The organism is Nocardiopsis sp. CA-288880 (genome assembly GCF_050955985.1).
GTDB classification, from domain to species: domain Bacteria; phylum Actinomycetota; class Actinomycetes; order Streptosporangiales; family Streptosporangiaceae; genus Nocardiopsis; species Nocardiopsis tropica.
Genome location: NZ_CP192105.1, coordinates 428,608 through 449,477, shown reverse-complemented (window position 1 = coordinate 449,477; position 20,870 = coordinate 428,608). Strand labels below are relative to the sequence as shown.

The window sequence follows — 20,870 nt, the reverse complement described above, 5'->3', positions numbered from 1 at the left end:
AGATGTTACGCACCGCGCCGAACCGGCGCAATGCCACGCCATCATGGCACGGAGCCCGTGGTTCCGGGGCGTATCCGGCGCCCGGCGCGGAGGCGGCGGGCCGTGGAACGCCAGGGGCGGCGGACCGGGCGGGGGCCGCGGGTCGGGAGCCGGACGCGCACACGGCGCCGGGATGGGGTGGGACGCGGATGCGGCGCCGGGGTGGAGGCCGGTGCGGTACGGCGCCCGGCGAACCCCTGTGGCCGGAATCAGCCAGAACCGGGCACGGAGCACACACCCGTCGTTAGGGTCGGGATGTCCTGCCCCTCGGAGGCCCCATGTCCAGCACCCCCCTGCTCACCGTCCTCGTCTCCACGCTGACCGTCCTCCTGCTCGCGGTCCTCGGCCTCGTGGTCCTGGTCCTCGCCTTCGCGGTGCCGTCCGGCCGCAAGGGGCTGGTGGCCGCGAGCGGCTCGCTCATCACCGTCGGCGCGCTCCTGGGCGGGCTCGTCCGGGCCGGCGGCCACTACGTCTTCACCGGCCTCGGGTACGGGGCCGTCCCCCCGCTCCTGTTCACCCTGGTCTCCCTCGTGCCCGGCCTCGTGTCCGCGGCGGGGCTGCTCCTCCTGGTGGTCGCGGCGACCGGGCGCGTCCCGGACCCGCACGGTCCCCCCGGGACGCCGCGTCCCCCTGTCCCTCCGACACACCGGGCGTCCTGAGGAGGCCGACGTGTACATCCTGAGCATCCTGGTCACCGGCGTCGTCGTCGCGGGACCGGTCGCGGCGGTCGGGGTCGTCGCCCTCGTGCGCGCCCGCAGGGCGTCCCGCTCCCCCGGCACGGTGCGGACCGCCGGCGCCCTGTTCCTCGCCGCCGCCCTCCTCCAGGCCGTCAGCGCCCTCCTTCCCCCGGCGCTCATCGCCTCGGGGATGCCTCCCGACCGGTACCTCCTGGTCAACGGCATCGTGCCGATGGCCCTCGACGTCCTCGACGCCCTGCTGGTCTGCGGGGCCGTCGTCCTGCTGATCGTCGCCCTGGTACGGGCGAGGTCCGGTCCGGCGCGGGGGCCCCGGTACGCGGGGGCGCCGGCCCCGGAGCCGGGACGGCAACCGCCTCCGGCCCCCCGGGGGCGGCCGAGCCCCGGCCACGCGGCTCCGGGCCGTGCGGCCTCCGCCGGGTACGGCCCGCAGCCGGCGTACGGCGCTCCGGGCCCCGACGTCCCGGGCCCCGACCGCGGTGCGCCGTACGGCGACCCCGGCACGGACACCGGCGGGAGCGGCGGTTCCGGCGGTTCGGGCTGGGGCGGCGGGGACAGCGGTGGCGGGGACGGAGGAGGAGGCGGCATGTGACCGCCCCCGAGCGGATGCGGGGCCGGAGCAGCGGGTGACGCCCCCGGCCGGGCTCCGCCCCGGCTGCCCCCGACACCCGGGCCGACGGACCGGCGTGCCCCTCCTCCGGCCGCCGGGTCCGCCACCGGGGGCGGGCGTGACCGCTACCGGGCCGGATCCTCCCCGGCACGCCGCTCGTAGCGCGAGCGGGCCAGGCTGTGGGCGGTGACCAGCAGGTCCCGGACGGCCGGCTCCGTTCGCGGACCCGGTTCGACCACGGCCAGCCACCCCAGTGCCCCGTAGACGGGGTGGGCCACCAGGACGTCGGGCTCGCCCGGGTCGGCCCCGTCCTCGGACCCGTCACGCGGCCGGCGTCCCGTCCACTCGACGAAGGCGTCCTTGCCGGCGGAGATGTTCAGGCGGAAGGCGCCGGGGCGGTCCAGGCGCGACGACGCGTCCTCCGGGTAGTCCTTCGTCACGATCGTCGCGAACGGCTGCGTCGTCCGCGGGACCTCGCCGTCGGGAGCGTAGTAGAAGAACGCGTCGCCCCAGCTGAGCTCGGGCGAACCGTCCCCGGGGCCGGGCCGGAGGGTCAGAACCCCGTCGAGGCCGCCGACGAATCCCATGATCTCTTCTATGGTCATGCCTTCTAGTATTTACTTCATGTGCTTGTGGAGACTTTGCGCCGGGGAAGCCCAGGCAGTCCGGTGAGAAGTCGCAAGTCGGCTGTCCTGCGAACCGTGGACGTCGCACGCCGTGCCGGGTACTCGGTCCAACAGGTGCGCGACCTCGAACGGGACGGTGTGCTGCCGCCGGCGCCGCGCACCGGGTCCGGCTACCGGGTCTACGACGCGTCGCACGTGGATTCCGCGCTCGCCTACCGGGCTCTCGCGCACGGCACGGGGCCCGTGGAGGCCAGGAGGATCATGCGGGCGGTACACGCGGGCCCCGGCCCGGAACCGCTCGCACTGCTCGACGCGGCGCACGCGCGGCTCCACACCGAGCGCCGGGACCTCGCTCTGGCCAGGAGGGCCGCCGGCCTGATCTCCGCCGAACCGATCGGTGACGTGCGCTCCTCGGACGCCATGGGCATCTCCGAGCTCGCCGCCGCACTCGGCGTGCGCCCCTCGACGCTGCGGCACTGGGAGGCCGAAGGCCTCGTCGAGCCGCCCCGCTCCTCACCGCGGGGTCCGCGGCGGTACCTCCCCGACGACGTCCGTGACGCGCGGATCGTCCATCAGCTGCGCCTGTCCGGCTACCGTGTCGCCACGCTGCGGGCGATGATGCCCGAACTGCGGCGCGCCCGCCGGTGGGAGGAGGTGGCGACCGCGCTGGACGCCCGGGACGCGAGCATCGATGCCCGGTCGAGGTCCCTCCTCGACGGCGCCGCCGCCCTCGCCGCGCTCGTCGCCCGGGCGGGGGAGCGGCCTCCCGGGGCGGACGGGGGCGGGCGTGGGTGAAGCGGGCCCCGTGCGCCGCCGACAACGGGGGTGGGGGTCCCCCACCCCCACCCCCTCCCGCCCCCTCCCACCCCGCCCCTCAGTCCTCCAGCCGGATCGTGCCCGCGCCGCCGTCGATCGTGATGGTCCGTCCGTCACGGACGAGCTCGGTGACGCCGGGCACGCAGATCACGCAGGGGATGCCGTACTCCCGGGCCACGGTCGGTCCGTGCGCCACCGTCGAGCCGGTCTCCACCACCACCCCGCCCGCGGTCATGAACAGCGGTGTCCATCCCGGGTCGGTGGTGGGCGCGACCAGGATCTCCCCCGGCCCCAGCGACGCCCCGACCGGGTCGTGGACCACCCGGGCCACACCCGTCGCGGTGCCGGCGGACGCGGCCACCCCGACCAGCACCCCGTCTCCCGCGTCCCCCGTGGAGAGGGCGGGGAGGGTCGTCTCCACGTCCGTCCCGTCGGACAGCAGGACGGGGGGCACCCTGCGGCGGCGCCGCTCCCGCGTGTACACCGCCCGGCGCTCGGCGACGAGCTGTCGCCGGTCCGCCCCGTCCAGCGCCGCCCGGGCCTCCTCCAGGTCGAGGAACATGATGTCGTCGGGAGCGTCCAGCCTCCCCTCGGCCACCAGCGCCTCCCCGACCAGGAGGAGCTGGCGCCGCATCTCCCCGATCGCGAACAGCCACGCGAACTTGGGGTACTCGCGGAGACCGGACAGTGCGCGCGCCCGGTCGAAGAAGAACGCGGCCAACCGGGCCCGCACCGGTCTGGACGCCATCGCGCGGCGCACCAGCTCGTCCCGCATGCGTTCGGCCTCCGCCACCGCGCGGGCGAAGCGCCGGTCCGGCGCCTGGTCGGGATCGTCCACCCGAAGGTAGTTGGCGATCACCCCGAACAGCGGCGCGGGGTCCTCCGCCCAGCGGGGCACACCGACGTCGATCTCGGCCGCGCCGCGGTGGCCGTAGCGTTCCAGGAAGCCGCCGAGCCCGAACTCGGGCAGTTCCCCGGCGCGGTACAGCTCGGCCAGCCGCCCGGGGGGCGTCTCCCCGAACAGGGCGCGGTGGGGGCCGGCCTCCTCCGCGAGGCGCCACAGCGCCAGGTCCATCTCCGTGGTGACGTTGTGCGGCATGCCCCCGAGGACGGTGGCGACCTCCCCCGGGTCCGCCACGCCCCGGAGCAGGAGCTCGGGCGCCTTGGCGGAGAGGATGCCGGTGTACAGGGCCCCCAGCATGGGGGTCATACCGCCCGTCATCACCGGGACCTGGACCCTCTCCGCGAAGGCCAGGCGCTCACCGGCCGTGACGACGCCCCTGGAGGACTCGGCGATCTGCCGCCGGATCTCGGGCCCGGCCCGCAGGACCCGGCGCCTGGCGTCGTCGGGGAAAGCGAGGGCGGTCACCGCCCCCGCGACGAAGTCGCGTGTGAGCGGCGCGACCCCGGCGACGATCCGGGCCACGACGCGCGGGTCGACGCGTCCGCCGCGCCGGGGCGCGAACCGGGGGTCGGCGAGGAGCGCGCGCACGGACGCGGCGGTCCGGGGGCCGTAGACGCCCATCAGCCCCGGCAGGAGACCCCGGATCACCCGGTTGCGCAGGAACGGCGTGAGGTCGAGGTAGAACCTCCCGCCCACCTCGGCGACCGACCGCTCCGCCGCACCGCCCCTCGCCGCCCCCACCGCGCGGAACCACGCGAGGCCGGCCACCCGGAGCCCGGAGAACCCCATGGGGGTGAAGGGCCGCAGCATGCCCTGCATATGGCCGGACTCGAGGTAGGCGCGCGGCCCGTCGGAGGGCGGAGGGAGGGGGAACAGGGTGGTGATCGGGCGCGACTGGAGAATCCACGCGGTCCCGTCGTGGTCGACGGCCCACTCGACGTCCTGCGGAGCGCCGAAGTGGGACTGGAGCCGTGTGCCCGCGGCCCGGAGCCCGTCCACGTCCCCGGGGGAGAGGCAGCCGTCCGGGGGCCCGTCGGTGCTCCCGTCGGGGCGGACGACGTAGTGGTCGGGCTCGGCCGTGCCGTCCACGACGGCCGTGCCGAGCCCCGGCACGGCGTCGAGGACCGTCTCCCCGCGGGTGCCGGTGACCGGGTTGGCGGTGAACAGCACCCCGGCCGCCCGGGGGCGCACCATGCGCTGGACGATGACGGCCATGCGCACGGAGGCGTCGTCGATGCCGAGGTCGCGCCGGTAGGCGACGGCGCGGTCCGTCCACAGGGAGTCCCGGCACCGCCCGATGGCGTCGAGCACCTCCTCGATGCCCTCGACGTCGAGGTAGGTGTCCTGCTGTCCGGCGAAGGAGGCTTCCGGCAGGTCCTCGGCGGTGGCGCTCGACCGGACGGCCACGGGCCCGCCGCCGAGTGCCCTGTACGCGGCGGCCACCTCGTCCTCGGGGACCGCCCCGGAGGCGTGCTCCGCGGCGGTCACGCAGAAGCCGGGTGGAACCCTCTCACCCGCCCTGATCACCTCGCCGAGCCCGGCGGCCTTGCCGCCGACCGGCCCGGCCGGGTCCGCGTCGATCCGATCCAGTGGAATCACCGGCACGGCCGTCACCTCCGTCTTCCCGTCCTCCTCCATACTTCCCCGCGGGAGGGGGGTGCACCGGGTTTTCCACAGGACGGATTCGGGTCGCCGCCCCCTCCCCCGCCGCCGGGCGGGCCGGGAGGGCCCGCCCCCGGCTCCCCTGGGTGGGGACGGCTCCGCCGCGCACGGCGAGGGGCGGGCGGCGGCCCGGAGGGCACGACACCGCGGGAGCCGCGGGAGCCGCGGGAGCCGCGCACGGACCGGGCCGCCCGTACCGGGGGTACGGGCGGCCCGGCCTCACCGCACGTCCTCCAGCTCCTGGAGGAGGCGGCGCCTGGAACGGGCGCCGACCATCGTCATCACGGGCGCGCCGTCGCGGAAGACGAGCATCGTGGGCGTCCCCATCACCCGGTAGGCGCGCGTGGTCCCGGGGTTGGCGCCGACGTCCAGCCGGACCACCCTGATCCGGCCGGCCGTCTCGGCGGCGACCGCGTCCAGCACGGGCACCATCTGCCTGCACGGCGGGCAGTGGTCGGAGGTGAACTCCACCAGGACCGGCCGGTCCGCCCCCAGCACCTCCTCGTCGAAGGTCGCGTCCGTGACCTCGTCCAGCCCGGTCGTACCGTTCATCCGTGTCCCCTCGTCCGGCACAGCGGCTCGGGCGCGGCGGACCTGTCCGCCTCCGCCCGGGCCAGCTGTGCGCCCACCTGGGCGCGTACCGCCCCCAGCCGTCCGATCAGCGCGTCGAGCTCGGCCAGTTTGTCCCGGTAGACGTCGAGCGAGGCGGGGCAGGAATCCCCCGTCGGGTTGCCCTCCCGCAGGCACTCCACGAACGGCCGGGTCTCCTCCAGGCCGAAGCCGAAGTCCTGGAGCGTGCGGATCTGCTCCACCAGGCGCAGGTCCTCGTCGTCGTAGACGCGGTATCCGTTGACCGCGCGGCGGGTGGGGAGCAGCCCCCGGGACTCGTAGTACCGCAGGGTCCTCGTGCTGACCCCCGCCCGTTCCGCGAACTCTCCGATGCGCATGGACGCCACGCTAGACCTTGACGTCCGCGTCAGGGCAAGGGAGTTCGGGGGCCCGTCCGCTCCTACCGCGGCCGGGGCGGGACCGGGAGGAGGGCCGGGGACGGGAAGAGGGCCGAGGACGGGAGGAGGCCCGGGGACGGGAGGAGGCCCGGGGACGGGAAGAGGGCCGGGGACGGGAAGAGGGCCGGGGACGGGAAGAGGGCCGGGGACGGGAGGAGGCCCGGGGACGGGGCCGGGTTCAGGCGGGGCGGTGGTACACCAGCGAGTACCGCCAGAACAGCAGCCTGCGCAGCCGGGCCCCGGGCAGGTGCCTACCGGCCGCCTCGGCGATCTCGCCCATGTCCATGTCGGGCTCGCGGACGGGCATCTCGGCCGTGGGCCCCGCCTTGTGCAGGTCGGGCGTGCCGGTGAGGGCGCGCGCCAGCCCCAGGCCGGCGCCGATCGCCCACTGCGGGCCGAGCGCGGCCAGGCCCACGGCCGCGTCGGTCCAGCCGCGCTCCCGGTAGTGGCCGAGGACGGCCAGGGTCCCGCCGGGGGCGAGGGCGGACGCCATCCGTTCGAGGGACGGCCCGAACGGCATGTGGTGGATGCTGGAGACCGCGCCGACGAACCCGTACCCCGCCGGGTCCAGCTCGGCCTCCTCCAGGGAGGCCACCCTGTAGTCGACCGGCAGCCGGGGCGGTGTCAGCGTCCGTGCCAGGTCGATCATCCGGCTCGCCGGGTCGATGGCGTCCACGGCGAACCCCCGGGTCGCGAGGACCCGGGCGAACCTGCCGCCGCCGCAGCCGACGTCGAGGGCCCGGGGCCGCGCGCGGAGCGCGTCGCGCGAGGGCCCCGAGGCGCCCCGGCGGTCGGCGGGCGGGCCGTGCCCGGGCACCTGGCGCAGGAGGTGGTCGTGGTAGTGGCTGTTGTGGTCCCACGAGAAGTCGACGGGACCCGGGGGGAGAAACCGGCTCATGCGGCCGGAGACTACCCGGCCTGCCGCTTGGCCTCCAGCGCCTCCATGGCGGCGACGGCGGTGGCCACGGTCTGGTGGACCGGGACCTGGCGGTGCAGGCCGACCAGGCGGACGACCTTGGTGACGCGTTCGTTGAGGGCGGCCAGTGCCAGCGATCCGCCCATCTCGCGAACGGTCCGGTAGGCGTTGATGATGACGTTCAGGCCGCTCGAGTCCATGAAGTCCAGACCGGACAGGTCCAGGATCAGCCACGGACCGTGGTCCTTGACGGCGGACTGGACGTGTTCCTGGAGGTCGGCGGCGGTCGCGATGTCGAGTTCTCCCTCGATCGCGACGATGACGCTGCGGCTCTCTACCCGCGTGCTCAGCCCAAGCCTGTGCACGTTCACTCCTCCCGGCCCCACATTGAGATGGTGAGGGGTCCCTCGCTTAACCATACGCAGACAGGCGAGTCGCGCCCACCCGGCCCGGCGCCACTCCCACAGAACCGGACCACCGGAGGCAGGACGCTTGCGCGTCCGCGAGTCTGGTAAGTCGTTGGACACACACGGTATAAGCGAACCGCCCGTTCGGGAATGGCATAGGGCAAGAAATTTTCGCCTCGTGGGCACGAACCTCCCTCCGGCCAGGCGGTATCACCCGTTTACGCTGGGTCATTTCACGACATGGAACCCCCTGCGGCCGCACCCGCGTCGAGCACCGGCGCCGAGAACCCCGGTCCGGTCACCGTGTGTTCACCCCTTCGGGGAAGCGTCACCCTGGGTGAAGGCCTCCAGGAGGGTGAGCGCGGCGAGGGTCGCCGTCGTCTCCCCCGAGCGCACCCCGTCCTCCGTCCCCGGGATGAGGGAACTCACCCCCGGGTCCCGCAGGAACGAGTCCATCAGCCTGTCCCGCACCTGGTCCCACATCCAGCTGACGCCCTGGTCCCGGCGGCGCTCCCCGAGGGCGCCGTCGGCCTCCAGCGTCCGGCGGTGCCGCAGGACCGCCTCCCACACCTCGTCCACCCCGTCCCCGGTGAGACCGCTGCACGTCAGCACCGGCGGGCGCCATCCCGGGTGCACCGGCTGGAGCAAACGCAGCGCGCGCGACAGCTCGCGGGCCGCCTTGCGGGCGTCGTCGGCGTGGGGCCCGTCGGCCTTGTTGACCGCGGCCACGTCGACCAGTTCGAGCACGCCCTTCTTGATGCCCTGGAGCTGGTCGCCCGTGCGGGCCAGGGTGAGGAAGAGGAAGCAGTCCACCATGGCGGCCACGGCCACCTCGGACTGGCCGACGCCCACGGTCTCGACGAGGACCACGTCGAACCCGGCCGCCTCCATCAGCAGCATGGTCTCCCGGGTCGCCCGGGCGACGCCGCCCAGCGTCCCCGCCGTGGGCGAGGGCCGGATGAACGCGTCCGGGTCGACCGCCAGGCGGGCCATCCGGGTCTTGTCCCCCAGGATGCTCCCGCCCGACCGCGTGGACGACGGGTCGACGGCGAGGACGGCCACGCGGTGCCCGGCGCCGGTCAGCCGGGTGCCCAGCGTGTCGACGAAGGTGGACTTGCCCACGCCCGGCACCCCGGTGATCCCCACGCGGTGGGCCTTCCCCGTGTGCGGGAGCAGCCGGACGAGGAGTTCCTGGGCGGACCGGGCGTGGTCCGGACGGCGTGACTCCACCAGGGTGATCGCCCGTGCCAGCGTCGGCCGGTGCCCGGACAGGACCCCCTCGGCGAGGGCGGCCACGTCGACCGGCCGCCGCCCGCCGCCGCGCGCCCCCGGTACGGATCCCTCGTCGCCCACGCCTTCTCCCCTTCCGGCCCCTCGGCCCCTGTCGCCGTGCCGCCCGCGCTGCCGACGGCCCGCTACGGCCCCTCCCCGCGGCCCCCCAGCCGCTCCTCCAACTGGTCGAGCAGGTCGACCGCGGCCTCCGCGACGACCGTCCCCGGGGGGAAGATCGCCGCCGCGCCCGCCTCGCGCAGGGCCTCGAAGTCCTGCGGGGGGACGACCCCGCCGACCACGATCATGATGTCCTCCCGCTCCAGGGCGGCCAGCTCCTCGCGCAGGGCCGGCACCAGGGTGAGGTGCCCCGCCGCCAGCGAGGACACGCCGACCACGTGCACGTCGGCCTCCGCGGCCTGGGCGGCGACCTCGGCCGGGGTTTGGAACAGCGGACCGACGTCCACGTCGAAGCCCAGGTCGGCGAACGCGGTCGCGATGACCTTCTGGCCGCGGTCGTGGCCGTCCTGCCCCATCTTGGCGACCAGGATCCGGGGGCGGCGGCCCTCCGCCTCCGTGAACCCGTCCACCCTCCGGCTCACGCGCTCCATGAGCCCGGCCGCGTCCGCGCTCCCGGCGGCCTCGTTCCTGTACACACCCTGAATCGTACGGATCTGCCCCGAGTGGCGGTCGAAGACCTTCTCCATGGCGTCGGAGATCTCGCCGACGGTGGCCTTGGCGCGTGCCGCGTCCACGGCCGCGGCCAGGAGGTTGTTCGTCAGGGACTCGTCCGCCCTGGACTCGCGTCCCGCCGCCTCCGTGAGGGCGGCCAGGGCGCGGCGCACCCCGTCCTCGTCCCGCTCCTCGCGCAGGCGGCGCAGCTTGTCCAGCTGCTGGGCGCGGACGCTGGAGTTGTCGACCTTGAGGACGTCGATCTCGTCGGCCGTGTCGGGGCGGTACTTGTTGACGCCGATCACGGGCTGGCGGCCCGAGTCGATGCGCGCCTGGGTGCGTGCGGCGGCCTCCTCGATGCGCATCTTGGGCAGTCCGGCGTCGATCGCGGCGGCCATGCCGCCCGCGCCCTCCACCTCGCGGATGTGCGCCCACGCCTTCGCCGCCAGCTCCTGGGTGAGGCGTTCGACGTAGTAGCTGCCGCCCCACGGGTCCACGACCCGCGTGGTCCCGGACTCCTGCTGGAGCAGCAGCTGGGTGTTGCGGGCGATGCGCGCGGAGAAGTCCGTGGGCAGGGCCAGGGCCTCGTCCAGGGCGTTGGTGTGCAGCGACTGGGTGTGCCCCTGGGTGGCGGCCATCGCCTCCACGCACGTGCGGGCCACGTTGTTGAACACGTCCTGGGCGGTGAGCGACCAGCCCGAGGTCTGGGAGTGGGTGCGCAGGCTCAGCGACTTGTCCCCGGTCGCGCCGAGGTCCCTGACCAGGCGCGCCCACAGCAGGCGCGCGGCGCGGAGCTTGGCGACCTCCATGAAGAAGTTCATGCCGATCGCCCAGAAGAACGAGAGGCGCGGGGCGAAGGCGTCCACGTCCAGCCCGGAGCGCCGACCCGCGCGGATGTACTCCACGCCGTCCGCGAGGGTGTACGCCAGCTCCAGGTCGGCCGTGGCTCCGGCCTCCTGCATGTGGTAGCCGGAGATGGAGATGGAGTTGAAGCGCGGCATCCGCTGCGACGTGAACGCGAAGATGTCGGAGATGATCCGCATCGAGGGCTGCGGCGGGTAGATGTAGGTGTTGCGGACCATGAACTCCTTGAGGATGTCGTTCTGGATGGTCCCCGACAGCTTCTCCGGGGGGACGCCCTGCTCCTCCGCGGCGACGATGTACAGCGCGAGGACGGGCAGCACCGCCCCGTTCATCGTCATGGACACGCTCATCCGGTCCAGCGGGATGCCGTCGAACAGCTGGCGCATGTCGTAGATGGAGTCGATGGCCACGCCCGCCATGCCGACGTCGCCCGCCACCCGGGGGTGGTCGGAGTCGTAGCCGCGGTGGGTGGCCAGGTCGAAGGCGACGGAGAGCCCCTTCTGCCCGGCGGCGAGGTTGCGCCGGTAGAAGGCGTTGGACTCCTGGGCGGTGGAGAAACCGGCGTACTGGCGGATGGTCCAGGGCTGGTTGACGTACATGGTCGGATACGGGCCGCGCAGGTACGGCGGGATGCCGGGGAGCCCGTCCACGAACTCCAGGCCCGCGCGGTCCGCGGGGGTGTACAGGGGTTTGACGGCGATGCCCTCGGGGGTCTCCCACTCCAGGGCGTCCGCGGCCTTGCCGGTGGCGGACTCGACGGCCGCCCGCCAGTCGGCGGGAGCGGCGGGGACGGCGCCGGACGGTTCCGGGGCGACGGCGGAGAAGTCGGGGATCATGCGTGCGCCCCCTGGGCTTTCGTGGGTGGAGCGGGCGGCTCGGTGGCCAGGACGTCGACCAGGTCCGTGAGCAGGGCGACCGCGTCGCAGCCCCGGTGGGCGAAGGCGTCCACCCCGGCCTCGCGGTAGGCGTCGCGCGGCGGTCCCGCGAGCAGCACCCTGCGGGCCCCGGCGCCCTTCAGCGCCCGCGCGACCGCCTCGGCGTGCTCGTCGTACACCCTGTCCGAGGAGCAGATCACCGCGACCCTGCACCCGGAGGCGGCGAACGCCCCGGCGGCGGCGTGGGCGTCGGCCAGCGGCCCGGGTTCGCGCACCCCCACGCCGCCCGCGGCGAGGAGGTTCGCGGTGAACGACGCGCGGGCCGTGTGCGCCGCGACGGGCCCGAGCGTGGCCAGGAACGCCGTCGGACGCGTCCCCGTCCTCGCCTCCCGCGCGTCGCCGCGGTCCCGCAGCGCCTCGAAGTCCGCGGCGTACCGGCGGACCGGGAACCAGGCCCCGGTCACCGCGGCCGGGTCGGGCTCGCGGACCAGGCGCTTCTCGGCCGGGTCGGGGTACTCGCTGACCCCTGTCAGCGGCGACCTCCGGTGCGCGAGGTCGCGGCGGCGGCGCTCCCACACCTGGTCGACGCGCTCGCGCAGCGAGCCGTCCGCGACGGCCTCGGCCGCGCCGCCCGCCGCCTCGAGCTCCTGGAAGAACTCCCAGCCCGTCCGGTACAGGTCCCCGGTCAGGGCCTCCACGTAGAACGAGCCCCCGGCCGGGTCGATCACCCGCGCCAGGTGCGACTCCTCGATCAGGAGCGACTGGGTGTTGCGGGCGATGCGGCGGGCGAAGTCGTCCGGCAGGCCCACGGCCGAGTCGAACGGGGCGACGGTGACCGCGTCCGCGCCGCCGACGCCGGCCGCGAAACACGCCACGGTGGTGCGCAGCATGTTCACGTGCGCGTCGCGGCGGGTCATCATCGCCTCGGACGTGGCGGCGTGCAGGCTCATGGAGCGCCGGCCGGCGGGCACCCCGCTGGCGGCGAGCACCTGGTTCCACATGCCGCGGACCGCCCTCAGCTTGGCGATGACGCTGAACTGGTCGGCGTTCGCGGCCAGGCGGAAGCCGATCCGGGAGGCCGCCTCGGCGACGTCCAGCCCGGCCGCGTGCAGGGCCCGCAGGTAGGCGGTGCCCGCGGCGATCGCGAACCCCAGCTCCTGCGCGTCCGAGCCGCCCGCGTTGTGGACGAGGGTGCCGTCCGCGACGAACAGGCCCAGGCCGGGGCGTTCCCGGGAGAGTTCGGCGGCGAGGCGGGCCGGGTCCATGACGTCGGGCCGCTCGCCCGAGCGCGCCGCCACGGTCAGGGGGTCGATGCCGAGGTGGGAGACGATCCGGCCGTCGGGCACCCCCGCGTCCGCGTGCGCGCCGAGCAGCGCCGATGCGGCGTCGGCGTGGTCGGCGCCGGGGTCCAGGACGACGGGCGCGAGGTCGAGGTGGACGTCGGCGAGGGCCTCCCCGAGCGCCGAGGGCGGCAGGCCCGCGCCGCCGACGGCGATCCACAGCGAGCCGACGCCGTTCATGAGGTCGGCGTGCAGCCGGCGGCGGAGGACGGCCGGGTCCGCGTCGGTGTGGCGGGCGCGGATGTCCCAGCCGTCGGGCACGCTCCCGCCGGGCCGGTAGCCGCGGGTGAACGGGGGCAGTCCCGGGAAGCCCGGGTCCGCGGCCGGGGGCTCCGAGGTGTAGAGGGGCTCGATGTCGAACCCGTCGTAGGTGTGCGTGGCCAGCGCCGACTCGGGTGCGTCGGCGAGCTTCTCCTCGGGGACACCGCTCTTGCGCAGCACCCCCGCGACGAGTTCCCGCCACCTTTGTGGGGTGGCGTCGGGAAACCCTTCGGCCAGGTTCGGGGCGCCGGTTCCGGCGGCCCCGCTCTCAGGGACGTCCATACACCGGATGGTAGAGAACCGCGTTCGGTCGCGGGGCTCCGGGGGCCCGTGCCGGGCGTGTCCGCGCGGCGGCCGGGTGCTGCGCCCGCGTCCGCCCGGGTGGCGGGCGAGGAGGCGCCCGGCCCCGCGGCGGAACGCGACCCTGCCCCCCGGGCCGGCGTCGGCGTCCCCCGTCGGGGAGGTCCGGTTGCCCGGCGCGGGCCCCGCGGGCGGGCGGCCGGGAGGAGACCGCCGTCGGTAATATGACGCGGGTCACACGGCGTCCCGCGCGGCCGGCCCCCGGCGGTCCGCGGGACGGAACACGGAGGAGACCCAGTGAAGACCCGCGCCACCGCCCTCACCGCCCTCGCGGCCGTCGCACTCGCCACGGGATGCTCCGCCGCCGACACCGGCGGCGCCGGGAACGCCTCCGACGGGGAACAGGTCTCCGGGAGCCGGCTCGACGAGATCCTGGAGAGCGGCACGCTGCGCGTGTGCACCACCGGCGACTACCGGCCCTTCACCTACCTCGACCCCGCGACGGACGAGTTCACCGGGATCGACGTCGACATGGCACGCGACCTCGCGGACGACATGGGCGTGGAGGTCGAGTGGGTCCGGACCAGCTGGGACGACCTGATGGGCGACTTCCTCAGCTCCTGCGACATCGCCGCGGGCGGCATCTCGGTCAGCACCGGGCGCGCCCGGCAGGTGTACTTCTCCGCGGCGCTCATGGAGGACGGCAAGACGCCCATCACCCTGTGCGAGAACGTCGACGACTACCGGACGATCGAGCAGATCAACCAGCCGGGCGTCCGCTCGATCATGCCCAGCGGGGGGACCAACGAGGTCTTCGCCGAGGAGCACTACCCCGAGGGGGAGCTCATCCGCCACGACAACAACACCGTCTTCGAGGAGATCATCGCGGGCAACGCCGACGTCATGACCACCGACGCGTCCGAGACGCTCTGGGCGGCCAACGAGCACGAGGAACTGTGCGCGGTCCACCCGGACGAGCCCTTCGACTACTTCGAGAAGGCCTTCATGCTGCCTCTCGGCGACGAGGTCCTGAAGCACTACGTCGACCAGTGGCTGAACATCGCCCTCAACGACGGCACCTGGGACGGGATCGTCGAACCGTGGTTCGGCGAGGACGTGGAGCTCTGACCCCGGCGGCCGGGGCCGCCGAGGCTCGGGCGCGGCTCGGCCGCGGACCCCTGGCGCCGGTCAGCGCGACCGCGCCCGGCCCCAGGGGCGCCGGAACACCGGGGAGCACCCGCTCGGCCGCCCCTCCGGAGGACCGGTCCCCCTGCCCCGGAGCCCGTGCGGGAGCCCGGTAGCCTGCCGCCGTGCCCTTCACCCTCAGCCACGTCGCGGCCGTGCTGCCCCTGGCGCGCACCCGGCTTCCCCCGGCCGCGCTGGTGGTCGGATCGGTCGTGCCCGACCTGCCCTACTACCTGCCGCTGCCCCTCTCCGCGACGACCACGCACACGCCCGGCGGGCTGTGGCTGGACGTCCTGCTCGGCGGCGCCGTGCTGGCGGTGTACACGTATGCCCTCCGCCCCCCTCTGCACGCCCTGGCGGGCCGGGCACCGGGGTCCGGCGGAACCGGGGCGGGGCGGCCGGTGCACGCGGCGGCACTCGCCGCGGCCGCCCTCGCCGTGGGCGCGGCCACCCACATGGCCTGGGACGCCTTCACGCAGACCGGGGGCGCCCTCGTCCGGGCCTGGCCGCTGCTGAGCGCACAGGTCGTGGGTCCGCACCTGCTCTACAACGTGCTCATGTACGCCAGTTCCGCCCTGGGCCTGGCGGTCCTGGCGTGGTGGGCGTGGCGGAGGCGCGGCCGACCCGGGCAGGGGGACGCCTCCCCCTCCGACCCCTCCCCGGCCGCGGCCCCACAGGCCTCCCCCGGAGCGTGCGGCCCCGGCACGGACCGCACGCGCGGCCTCCCCGCACCGCGGGTGCGCACCGCCGCGCTCGCCGCCGTCGCCGTGTGCGCGGTGGCGGGCGCCGTGCTGAACGGCCTGTCCGAGCGGGCGGCGGCGAGCGGCTACGACCTGGTGCGCTGCCTGCTCGTCGGCGCGGTCACGGGCACCTCGCTCGGTCTCACCGCGTGGACGGCCGCGTGGTGGGGGCGGTTCGTCCCGGCGGCACGGGCGGGAGGCCCCTGACACGGGAACCGCCCCTCGCGCGGGAGCCCGTTCGGGGGCCGCCGCGCCGGGGTCAGCCGCAGTTGGTGCCGGTGCGGACGACCCACTCCCCGCCGATCACGCCGCCCCAGTCCACGCACTGGCCGGCCGCGTCCAGGTAGACCGGGCCGGCGTACTCCGTGAAGTTCCCCGGGTCGGTCTGCCACGAAGCGGAGTCGCTGCGCTTGAGGGCGGCGTCCATGTTCATCGCGGAGCCGGGGCTCGACCGCGCGACCACGACGCAGTTGCGGCCGTTGGAGTTGTTGTACGTGAGGTGGACGGTCCCCCCGCTGACGGAGGTCTGATTCACCTCCGTGTAACCGCTCCCGCACTGGCCGCCGTACGCGGCCGAGGCGGGGGCCGCGGTGAGGGCGGTCGCCGCCAGCGCCAGACCCAGCGCGGCGGCGGCCCTGCGGACCGGGGTCATCGACATGTCTCTCCTCACGGTTGCGGTCCGCCCGGCTACCACGGCGGCGTGCCGGAGCCGCCGGCGCGGTGCTGCTCCACCAGGCGGGTGATGGTGACGGTGCCGTCGCCGGCGGTCGTGTAGGTGACCTCGGCCCGGATCGTGCGGCTGCCCTGGTTCACGTAGCCGGCGAGCGCCGCCGGGCTGGAGGACACGGTCCCGGCCTCGCCGTCGCCGACCGCCCCGGCGACGTCCTGGCAGAAGCTCCACGCGCACAGCACGGTCGCACCGTCGAGGAGCGCGTACCGGGCGGAGCCGCCGGAGGGCTGGAAGGCCACGACGTGGTCCCCGGAAGGCTGTGAGCCGCTCGCGCCGACCCCGGCCCCGACCACGGCGGTCGCGGTGGCGGTCTCTCCCCCGCCGCCGGAGTCGTCCTCACCGGCGCCCCCCGCGTCGTCCGAAGCCCCCGCGGCGGGGCTCTCGGAGGGCGACGGGTCCTCCTCGTCCTCCCGGACCGCCGAGCCGGAGCGGCGCTCGCCCCCGGAGGGTCCGTCATCGCTCCCGGTCGCCTCCGCCGCACCGCCCTCGAACCAGGCGGCGACGGGCAGCGAGTCCCAGTTGCCCGCCACGGCGGCGCCTCCGACGGCCGCCCCCGCGAGCAGGAACAGGGCCGCGGCGACGGCGAGCACGGACCACGCCCCGGAACGCCGTCCCCGGGAGGTCCTGCGGGGAACCGCGACCTCGCGCTCCTGCGGCATGCGCACGCCGTGCCAGCCCGCGTGGAGCGTGGTGGCCACGGCGTCGCCCGCCCCCTGCGGCCGGGTGACCGGGGTTCCGCCCAGGTTCGCCGCCGCCATCACCCCGGTCACGAGAGCCAGGGCGCCGGGCCTGCGCCCGGCGTCCTTGGACAGGGCCCGCCGGGCCAGGTCCGCGAGCGGCCCGGAGAAGCCCTCCATGTCGGGTTCCCCGCTCAGCACCCGGTGCGCGACGGCCGCCGGGTCGCCTCCGCCGAACGGAGGACGGCCGGTCGCCGCGTAGGCCACCAGGGCGCCCCAGGCGAAGATGTCGTCCGCGGTGCTGATCGGCTCGCCCCGGTAGTGGGCCGGGCTGATCCAGCCAGCCGACCCCAGCAGTGAACCGGTGCGGGTGAGCGCCGTCTGGTCCAGGGCCCGGGCGATGCCGAAGTCCAGGACCCTCGGCCCCTCAGGGGACAGGATGATGTTGGCGGGCTTGAGGTCGCGGTGCACCACCCCGGAGGCGTGGATCTGCGCGAGCGCCTCGGCGATGCCGACGGCCAGGCCGTACTGGAGGCCCTCCGGCAGCGGCCCCCCGTTCTCCTTCAGGTACGCGGAGAGGGTGAGGCCGCGGATGAGCGGCGTGGCCAGCCACGGCTGCTCCCCGCGGGTGTCGGCGGCGAGCAGGGGGACCGCGCAGGCGCCGCCGACCCGCGAGAGCATCTCCACCTCGCGGGCGAAGCGGTCCCGGAACTCCGGGTCCGCCGCGTACTCGGGGTGGACGACCTTGACCGCGACGAGCTCGCCGTCGTCGGCGCGGGCCGCGTACACCACGCCCATGCCCCCGGCGCCCAGCCTCTTGAGCGGCGTGTAGGGACCGACCGCGGCGGGGTCCTGGGGCAGTAGGTTCGTGGCCGTCGCGGGAAGCGACGCGGAGGGGCGTGCGGGAGACATGGTGGCTCACAGGTGAGGGTGCGTGGGGCCGGGATCGACGCCTCGGAGACAGGGAGCGTCGGAGAATCAACCGGACAAGGCATCTTAGCGCCGCGTCCGGAGCGGCGGCACGGCAGGGCGCTTCCACCTGCGGGGGAGCCCTGTGACCGGGTCCGGCCGGGCGGTCGGGCACGGGGCGGTCCCGAGCCCGTACGTCGCACGACGCCCTTTCGGCCTGTCCTGACGCCGTGTTAGCATCCCGCCCATCTCGAAGGCCGGTACCGTCTCCCGGACCGGTCGCAGAACCGCCTGCTCTCCCTGCTCCGTTGAGCGCCTGAGGCACATCGACGACTTCGCAACAGGAGAATCCCGGCATGGCCACACGCAAAGAGATCAAGGACGAGCTGAAGAGAATCCAGGAGCAGAACGCGCCCACCTCCCTGGCCGCGCACCTCAAACGCTCCGTGAAGTCCGTCGGCCAGAGCGACCTGGGCAGCAGCGGGGCGAGGGCGAGCAGGAGCCAGAAGCCCGGCAGGCTGTCCCGCAAGAAGGGGAAGAGCGCATGAACGCCCGGCGGGCCTGAACGGCGCGGGCCCGGTGGGGAGACGCCCCGCCCCGGCTCGCGCACACCCGCTTCCGGGTGAACAGGCCATGCACTAGGCTCGCCAACGCACCACCGGGGCTCACAGGGCGCGTCCTCGCCCCCGTCCCGCCCCCTCCCCCTGCTCCCGTCGGATGGGCCGGTGGTGTTCCGCCGTGCCACCCCTCCCCAGGTCCCCGTGACGCCGGGGTGGAGACCGGAGGCCACGGGCTCCACCAGGAGGGACGCCATGAGAAGGACCACCCGCCGCGAACCGCCGCCGTTCCCGGGCATGCGCGACCTGACGACGCTGTACTGCGGCAGGAGCGCGCTCCTCTACCGCGCCGAACGCGAGTCCGACCGTGCCCCGGTGGTCGTCAAACTGCTGGGGCGGGGTCCCGGCACGGCCGGGCCCGACGAGGCCGGGCTCTGGGACCGGCTCACCCCCGTGCCCGGTGTCCAGCCGCTCCTGTCCTCGGGAGTCACCGAGGCGGGCCGTGCCTTCGCCGTGACGGAGTACCGCGGTGAGGGCGACTACGCCCGGGCCCTGGCCGAGGACGGGCCGCTCGCGGTGGACGAGGTCCTCACCGTCGGCAGGACCGTGGCGCGGGCGCTGGAGGGCATGCACGGGCTCGGCCTGCTCCACCACGCGGTGACCCCGGCCAACATCCTCCGCGGGGCGTCCGGGCCGACCCTGACGGACTTCGGCTCGACCCTGCCCCTGGACCACCCGTTCCCTCCCGTGTACTACACGCGGGCGACCCTGGACCACGCCCCTCCCGAGGAGGTCGCCGGCTCCCTCCCCACCCCCGCGTCGGACGTGTACCGGCTGGCCTCGACCCTCTGGACCCTCCTGGCCGGGCACGCCCCGTTCGCCGGTCCGGGGCAGGAAGGGGCCGGTCCGCGGGAGTACCGCTCCCGGCTGCTGTCGGGCACGCCGCCGGAGATGGACCGCGAGGACGTCCCGGACCGGCTGCGCGCCGTCCTCCTCCGGGCGCTGGCCGCCGAACCCGGGCGGCGGACGCCGACCGCCGCGGAGTTCGGCCGCGCTCTGGAGTCGGGTCCGGCCGCGCAGGACGTTCCTGACGCGGACCGGGACCGGGCCGCCGCCGCGGGGTCCGCGGAGGACGGGCCCGAGGCGTCGGCGGCCGGGGTCCCGGCCGTTCCGGCGGCGCCGGTCCCGGACGGGGCGGACACCGCGACCGCCGCGGACGGCGCCGGGCCGGAGGCGGAAGAAACCGAACCTGAGCCGGAAGAGACCGGTTCGGAGGAGGCCGGGCCCGAGGCGGAAGGGCCGGAGCCGGAAGGGACCGGTTCGGAGGAGACCGGTTCGGAGGAGCCCGGGCCGAAGACGGAGGAGCCCGGGCCGGAGGAGGCCGCCGGACCCGGCGGGGACACCGCCCACGGCCCGGACGACGACGGGTACACCGACGGCGCCTGGTACGACGACGATGACGAGGACGGCGCCTGGTACGAGGTCGACGACGACCGGGGCGGTCACGGGGACGGCGACGCCCCGGACGACGCCGGGGAACCGCCGTCGGCGGACAGCGGGTCCGGGACGGACGCACCCCTCACGAAGTACAGCCCGTCCGAGAGGCACGCGGCGCCCCCGGACACGGCGCCCGGACCGGGGAAGGCCGGCGGGCCGGCTGCGGCGGCCGACCCGGACGACGGGCTCCCGGACGGTTCCGGGACGCCCGAGGCGGTCCCGGCCGACCCCCCGGCGCCGATCGCGTCCTCCACGACCGAACCCCCGTCCCGTACCTCCTCCCCACCGGTTCCCGACCGCGCCGAACCACCCTCGGACACGGGGAACGGGGACCCGGCGTCCTCTCACCCCGACTCGTCCGCCCTGTCCGCTCCCACTCCGGTCCTCGGCCCCGGACGCGTCGGGGACGCCCCTGCGGGAACCGGGGCCGCACTCCCCGGGAGCCGTCCGCCGTCGGCGGAGAGGGCCGCCCCCTCCCCCTTCTCCTTCGAGGCCATCACACGCGGGGCGGAGCCGCTGACCAACCGGTCCGCGCCCCCGGACCGGGCGTGGAGCGCCCCGAGCGCTCCCCTGACGCCACCGCGGACCGCCGACGCGGGCTCCGCCTGGACCGACGAGCGGCACGCGCCCGCGGACACCGCGGCGTGGGCCCCGGCCCCTCATGCGGAGCGCCACCGCACGGCGGTGCTCCTCCCCGTCCTGGTCGGCCTCGTCCTGGTCACGGTCGTGGCCGTCGGCGCGCTCCTGGTCACCGGCCGCGACTCCGGCGCCCCCGCCGCGGAGGCGCCTGCTCCGGCCGAGGGCGGAGGAGCCGCTCCGGAGGTTCCCGGAGGCACTGCGGGCGGGAACGGGTCCGCGGAGGAGGCGGACCCGGCGGCCATCGCCCCGACGGGGGTGGCGGTCGCCGACGACCTCGTGGGCGTCTCGCTGTCCTGGACGGACAACACCGGCGGCTCCACCCCGCACTTCGTGGTCGGCGGTCCCGTCGGGGCCCGCACCACGTCGATGGCGAACGTCCCGGCCGGGGCCTCCACCGTCGACGTCAGCGGCCTCAACCCCGAGGTCGAGTACTGCTTCCGGGTCGTCGCCGTCCGGTCGACGGACGTCATGGCCCCCTCGGAGGAGGTCTGCACCGACCGGGGCGCGGCGGGCGGCTGACCCCTCCCCGGGCCCCGCCTGCGGAGGCGGTCCGTTCCGCGGGGGCCGGGCACGGAGCGCCGACACCATTGTCCATAGGTGAGTCGGAAACTCATCCGTTCATATTCAACGGAGCCACCGGTTCCCTTCCCCGCCCGTCGGCCGCAGAAACAGA

Annotated in this window: 18 protein-coding genes; 7 read left to right on the top strand and 11 right to left on the bottom strand. The window is 75.4% G+C overall.

The window, feature by feature from the left end; genetic code table 11:
• The first annotated feature begins 317 nt into the window (after nt 1-317).
• Nucleotides 318-698, top strand: coding sequence for a hypothetical protein (locus ACQPYD_RS02015; RefSeq protein ID WP_433699527.1), 381 nt, complete (start codon nt 318-320; stop codon nt 696-698).
• 10 nt (nt 699-708) lie between these two features.
• The gene (locus tag ACQPYD_RS02010) at nt 709-1,326 is read left to right on the top strand and encodes a hypothetical protein (RefSeq protein ID WP_433699526.1); all 618 of its coding nucleotides are present in this window, start codon (nt 709-711) and stop codon (nt 1,324-1,326) included.
• A gap of 143 nt (nt 1,327-1,469) precedes the next feature.
• On the opposite strand, the gene ACQPYD_RS02005 is transcribed toward ACQPYD_RS02010, so the two are convergent.
• A complete protein-coding gene (locus tag ACQPYD_RS02005) occupies nt 1,470-1,949 on the bottom strand; it encodes a DUF6194 family protein (protein WP_433699525.1) in 480 nt (159 codons plus the stop codon).
• A gap of 96 nt (nt 1,950-2,045) precedes the next feature.
• Here ACQPYD_RS02005 and ACQPYD_RS02000 point away from each other — a divergent pair, with 96 nt between their 5' ends.
• The gene (locus ACQPYD_RS02000) at nt 2,046-2,765 is read left to right on the top strand and encodes a MerR family transcriptional regulator (RefSeq protein WP_433699524.1); all 720 of its coding nucleotides are present in this window, start codon (nt 2,046-2,048) and stop codon (nt 2,763-2,765) included.
• Nucleotides 2,766-2,844: 79 nt separating this feature from the next.
• Here ACQPYD_RS02000 and ACQPYD_RS01995 read toward each other — a convergent pair whose 3' ends face one another.
• From ACQPYD_RS01995 to ACQPYD_RS01960, 8 genes are all read right to left on the bottom strand, one after another.
• The gene (locus ACQPYD_RS01995; protein ID WP_433699523.1) at nt 2,845-5,295 is read right to left on the bottom strand and encodes a PEP/pyruvate-binding domain-containing protein; all 2,451 of its coding nucleotides are present in this window, start codon (nt 5,293-5,295) and stop codon (nt 2,845-2,847) included.
• Between the two features lie 276 nt (nt 5,296-5,571).
• On the bottom strand, nt 5,572-5,904 hold the full coding sequence (locus tag ACQPYD_RS01990) for a thioredoxin family protein (RefSeq protein WP_433699522.1): 333 nt from the start codon (nt 5,902-5,904) through the stop codon (nt 5,572-5,574).
• Complete coding sequence (locus ACQPYD_RS01985) at nt 5,901-6,299, bottom strand: MerR family transcriptional regulator (protein WP_433699521.1); 399 nt, start codon at nt 6,297-6,299, stop codon at nt 5,901-5,903. Before ACQPYD_RS01985 ends, ACQPYD_RS01990 begins: the two co-directional genes overlap by 4 nt.
• A 238-nt stretch (nt 6,300-6,537) precedes the next feature.
• Nucleotides 6,538-7,257 (bottom strand): class I SAM-dependent methyltransferase, encoded by a 720-nt coding sequence (locus ACQPYD_RS01980; protein WP_433699520.1) that lies wholly within the window; start codon nt 7,255-7,257, stop codon nt 6,538-6,540.
• 11 nt (nt 7,258-7,268) lie between these two features.
• Nucleotides 7,269-7,640 carry an STAS domain-containing protein gene (locus tag ACQPYD_RS01975; RefSeq protein ID WP_267947713.1) on the bottom strand — a complete coding sequence of 124 codons (372 nt, stop codon included), beginning with the start codon at nt 7,638-7,640 and terminating at the stop codon, nt 7,269-7,271.
• 351 nt (nt 7,641-7,991) lie between these two features.
• Nucleotides 7,992-9,035 (bottom strand): methylmalonyl Co-A mutase-associated GTPase MeaB, encoded by a 1,044-nt coding sequence (meaB, locus tag ACQPYD_RS01970; RefSeq protein WP_433699519.1) that lies wholly within the window; start codon nt 9,033-9,035, stop codon nt 7,992-7,994.
• Between the two features lie 62 nt (nt 9,036-9,097).
• Nucleotides 9,098-11,323 carry a methylmalonyl-CoA mutase gene (gene scpA, locus ACQPYD_RS01965; RefSeq protein WP_433699518.1) on the bottom strand — a complete coding sequence of 742 codons (2,226 nt, stop codon included), beginning with the start codon at nt 11,321-11,323 and terminating at the stop codon, nt 9,098-9,100.
• Nucleotides 11,320-13,245: a methylmalonyl-CoA mutase family protein gene (locus tag ACQPYD_RS01960; RefSeq protein WP_433699517.1), complete on the bottom strand. Its 1,926-nt coding sequence runs from the start codon at nt 13,243-13,245 to the stop codon at nt 11,320-11,322. The genes scpA and ACQPYD_RS01960 overlap by 4 nt, the downstream gene beginning before the upstream one ends.
• Nucleotides 13,246-13,560: 315 nt before the next feature.
• Here ACQPYD_RS01960 and ACQPYD_RS01955 point away from each other — a divergent pair, with 315 nt between their 5' ends.
• Nucleotides 13,561-14,391, top strand: coding sequence for a transporter substrate-binding domain-containing protein (locus tag ACQPYD_RS01955; protein ID WP_433699516.1), 831 nt, complete (start codon nt 13,561-13,563; stop codon nt 14,389-14,391).
• Nucleotides 14,392-14,573: 182 nt separating this feature from the next.
• The gene (locus tag ACQPYD_RS01950) at nt 14,574-15,395 is read left to right on the top strand and encodes a DUF4184 family protein (protein WP_433699515.1); all 822 of its coding nucleotides are present in this window, start codon (nt 14,574-14,576) and stop codon (nt 15,393-15,395) included.
• A gap of 52 nt (nt 15,396-15,447) precedes the next feature.
• Here ACQPYD_RS01950 and ACQPYD_RS01945 read toward each other — a convergent pair whose 3' ends face one another.
• The gene (locus tag ACQPYD_RS01945; RefSeq protein ID WP_433699514.1) at nt 15,448-15,846 is read right to left on the bottom strand and encodes a spore-associated protein A; all 399 of its coding nucleotides are present in this window, start codon (nt 15,844-15,846) and stop codon (nt 15,448-15,450) included.
• Nucleotides 15,847-15,875: 29 nt separating this feature from the next.
• Nucleotides 15,876-17,507 (bottom strand): serine/threonine-protein kinase, encoded by a 1,632-nt coding sequence (locus ACQPYD_RS01940; protein WP_433699513.1) that lies wholly within the window; start codon nt 17,505-17,507, stop codon nt 15,876-15,878.
• 353 nt (nt 17,508-17,860) lie between these two features.
• Between ACQPYD_RS01940 and ACQPYD_RS01935 the strand changes: the two genes are divergently transcribed.
• Nucleotides 17,861-18,052: a hypothetical protein gene (locus tag ACQPYD_RS01935; protein WP_433699512.1), complete on the top strand. Its 192-nt coding sequence runs from the start codon at nt 17,861-17,863 to the stop codon at nt 18,050-18,052.
• Nucleotides 18,053-18,316: 264 nt separating this feature from the next.
• Nucleotides 18,317-20,716: a protein kinase domain-containing protein gene (locus ACQPYD_RS01930; RefSeq protein ID WP_433699511.1), complete on the top strand. Its 2,400-nt coding sequence runs from the start codon at nt 18,317-18,319 to the stop codon at nt 20,714-20,716.
• Nucleotides 20,717-20,870: the final 154 nt, after the last annotated feature.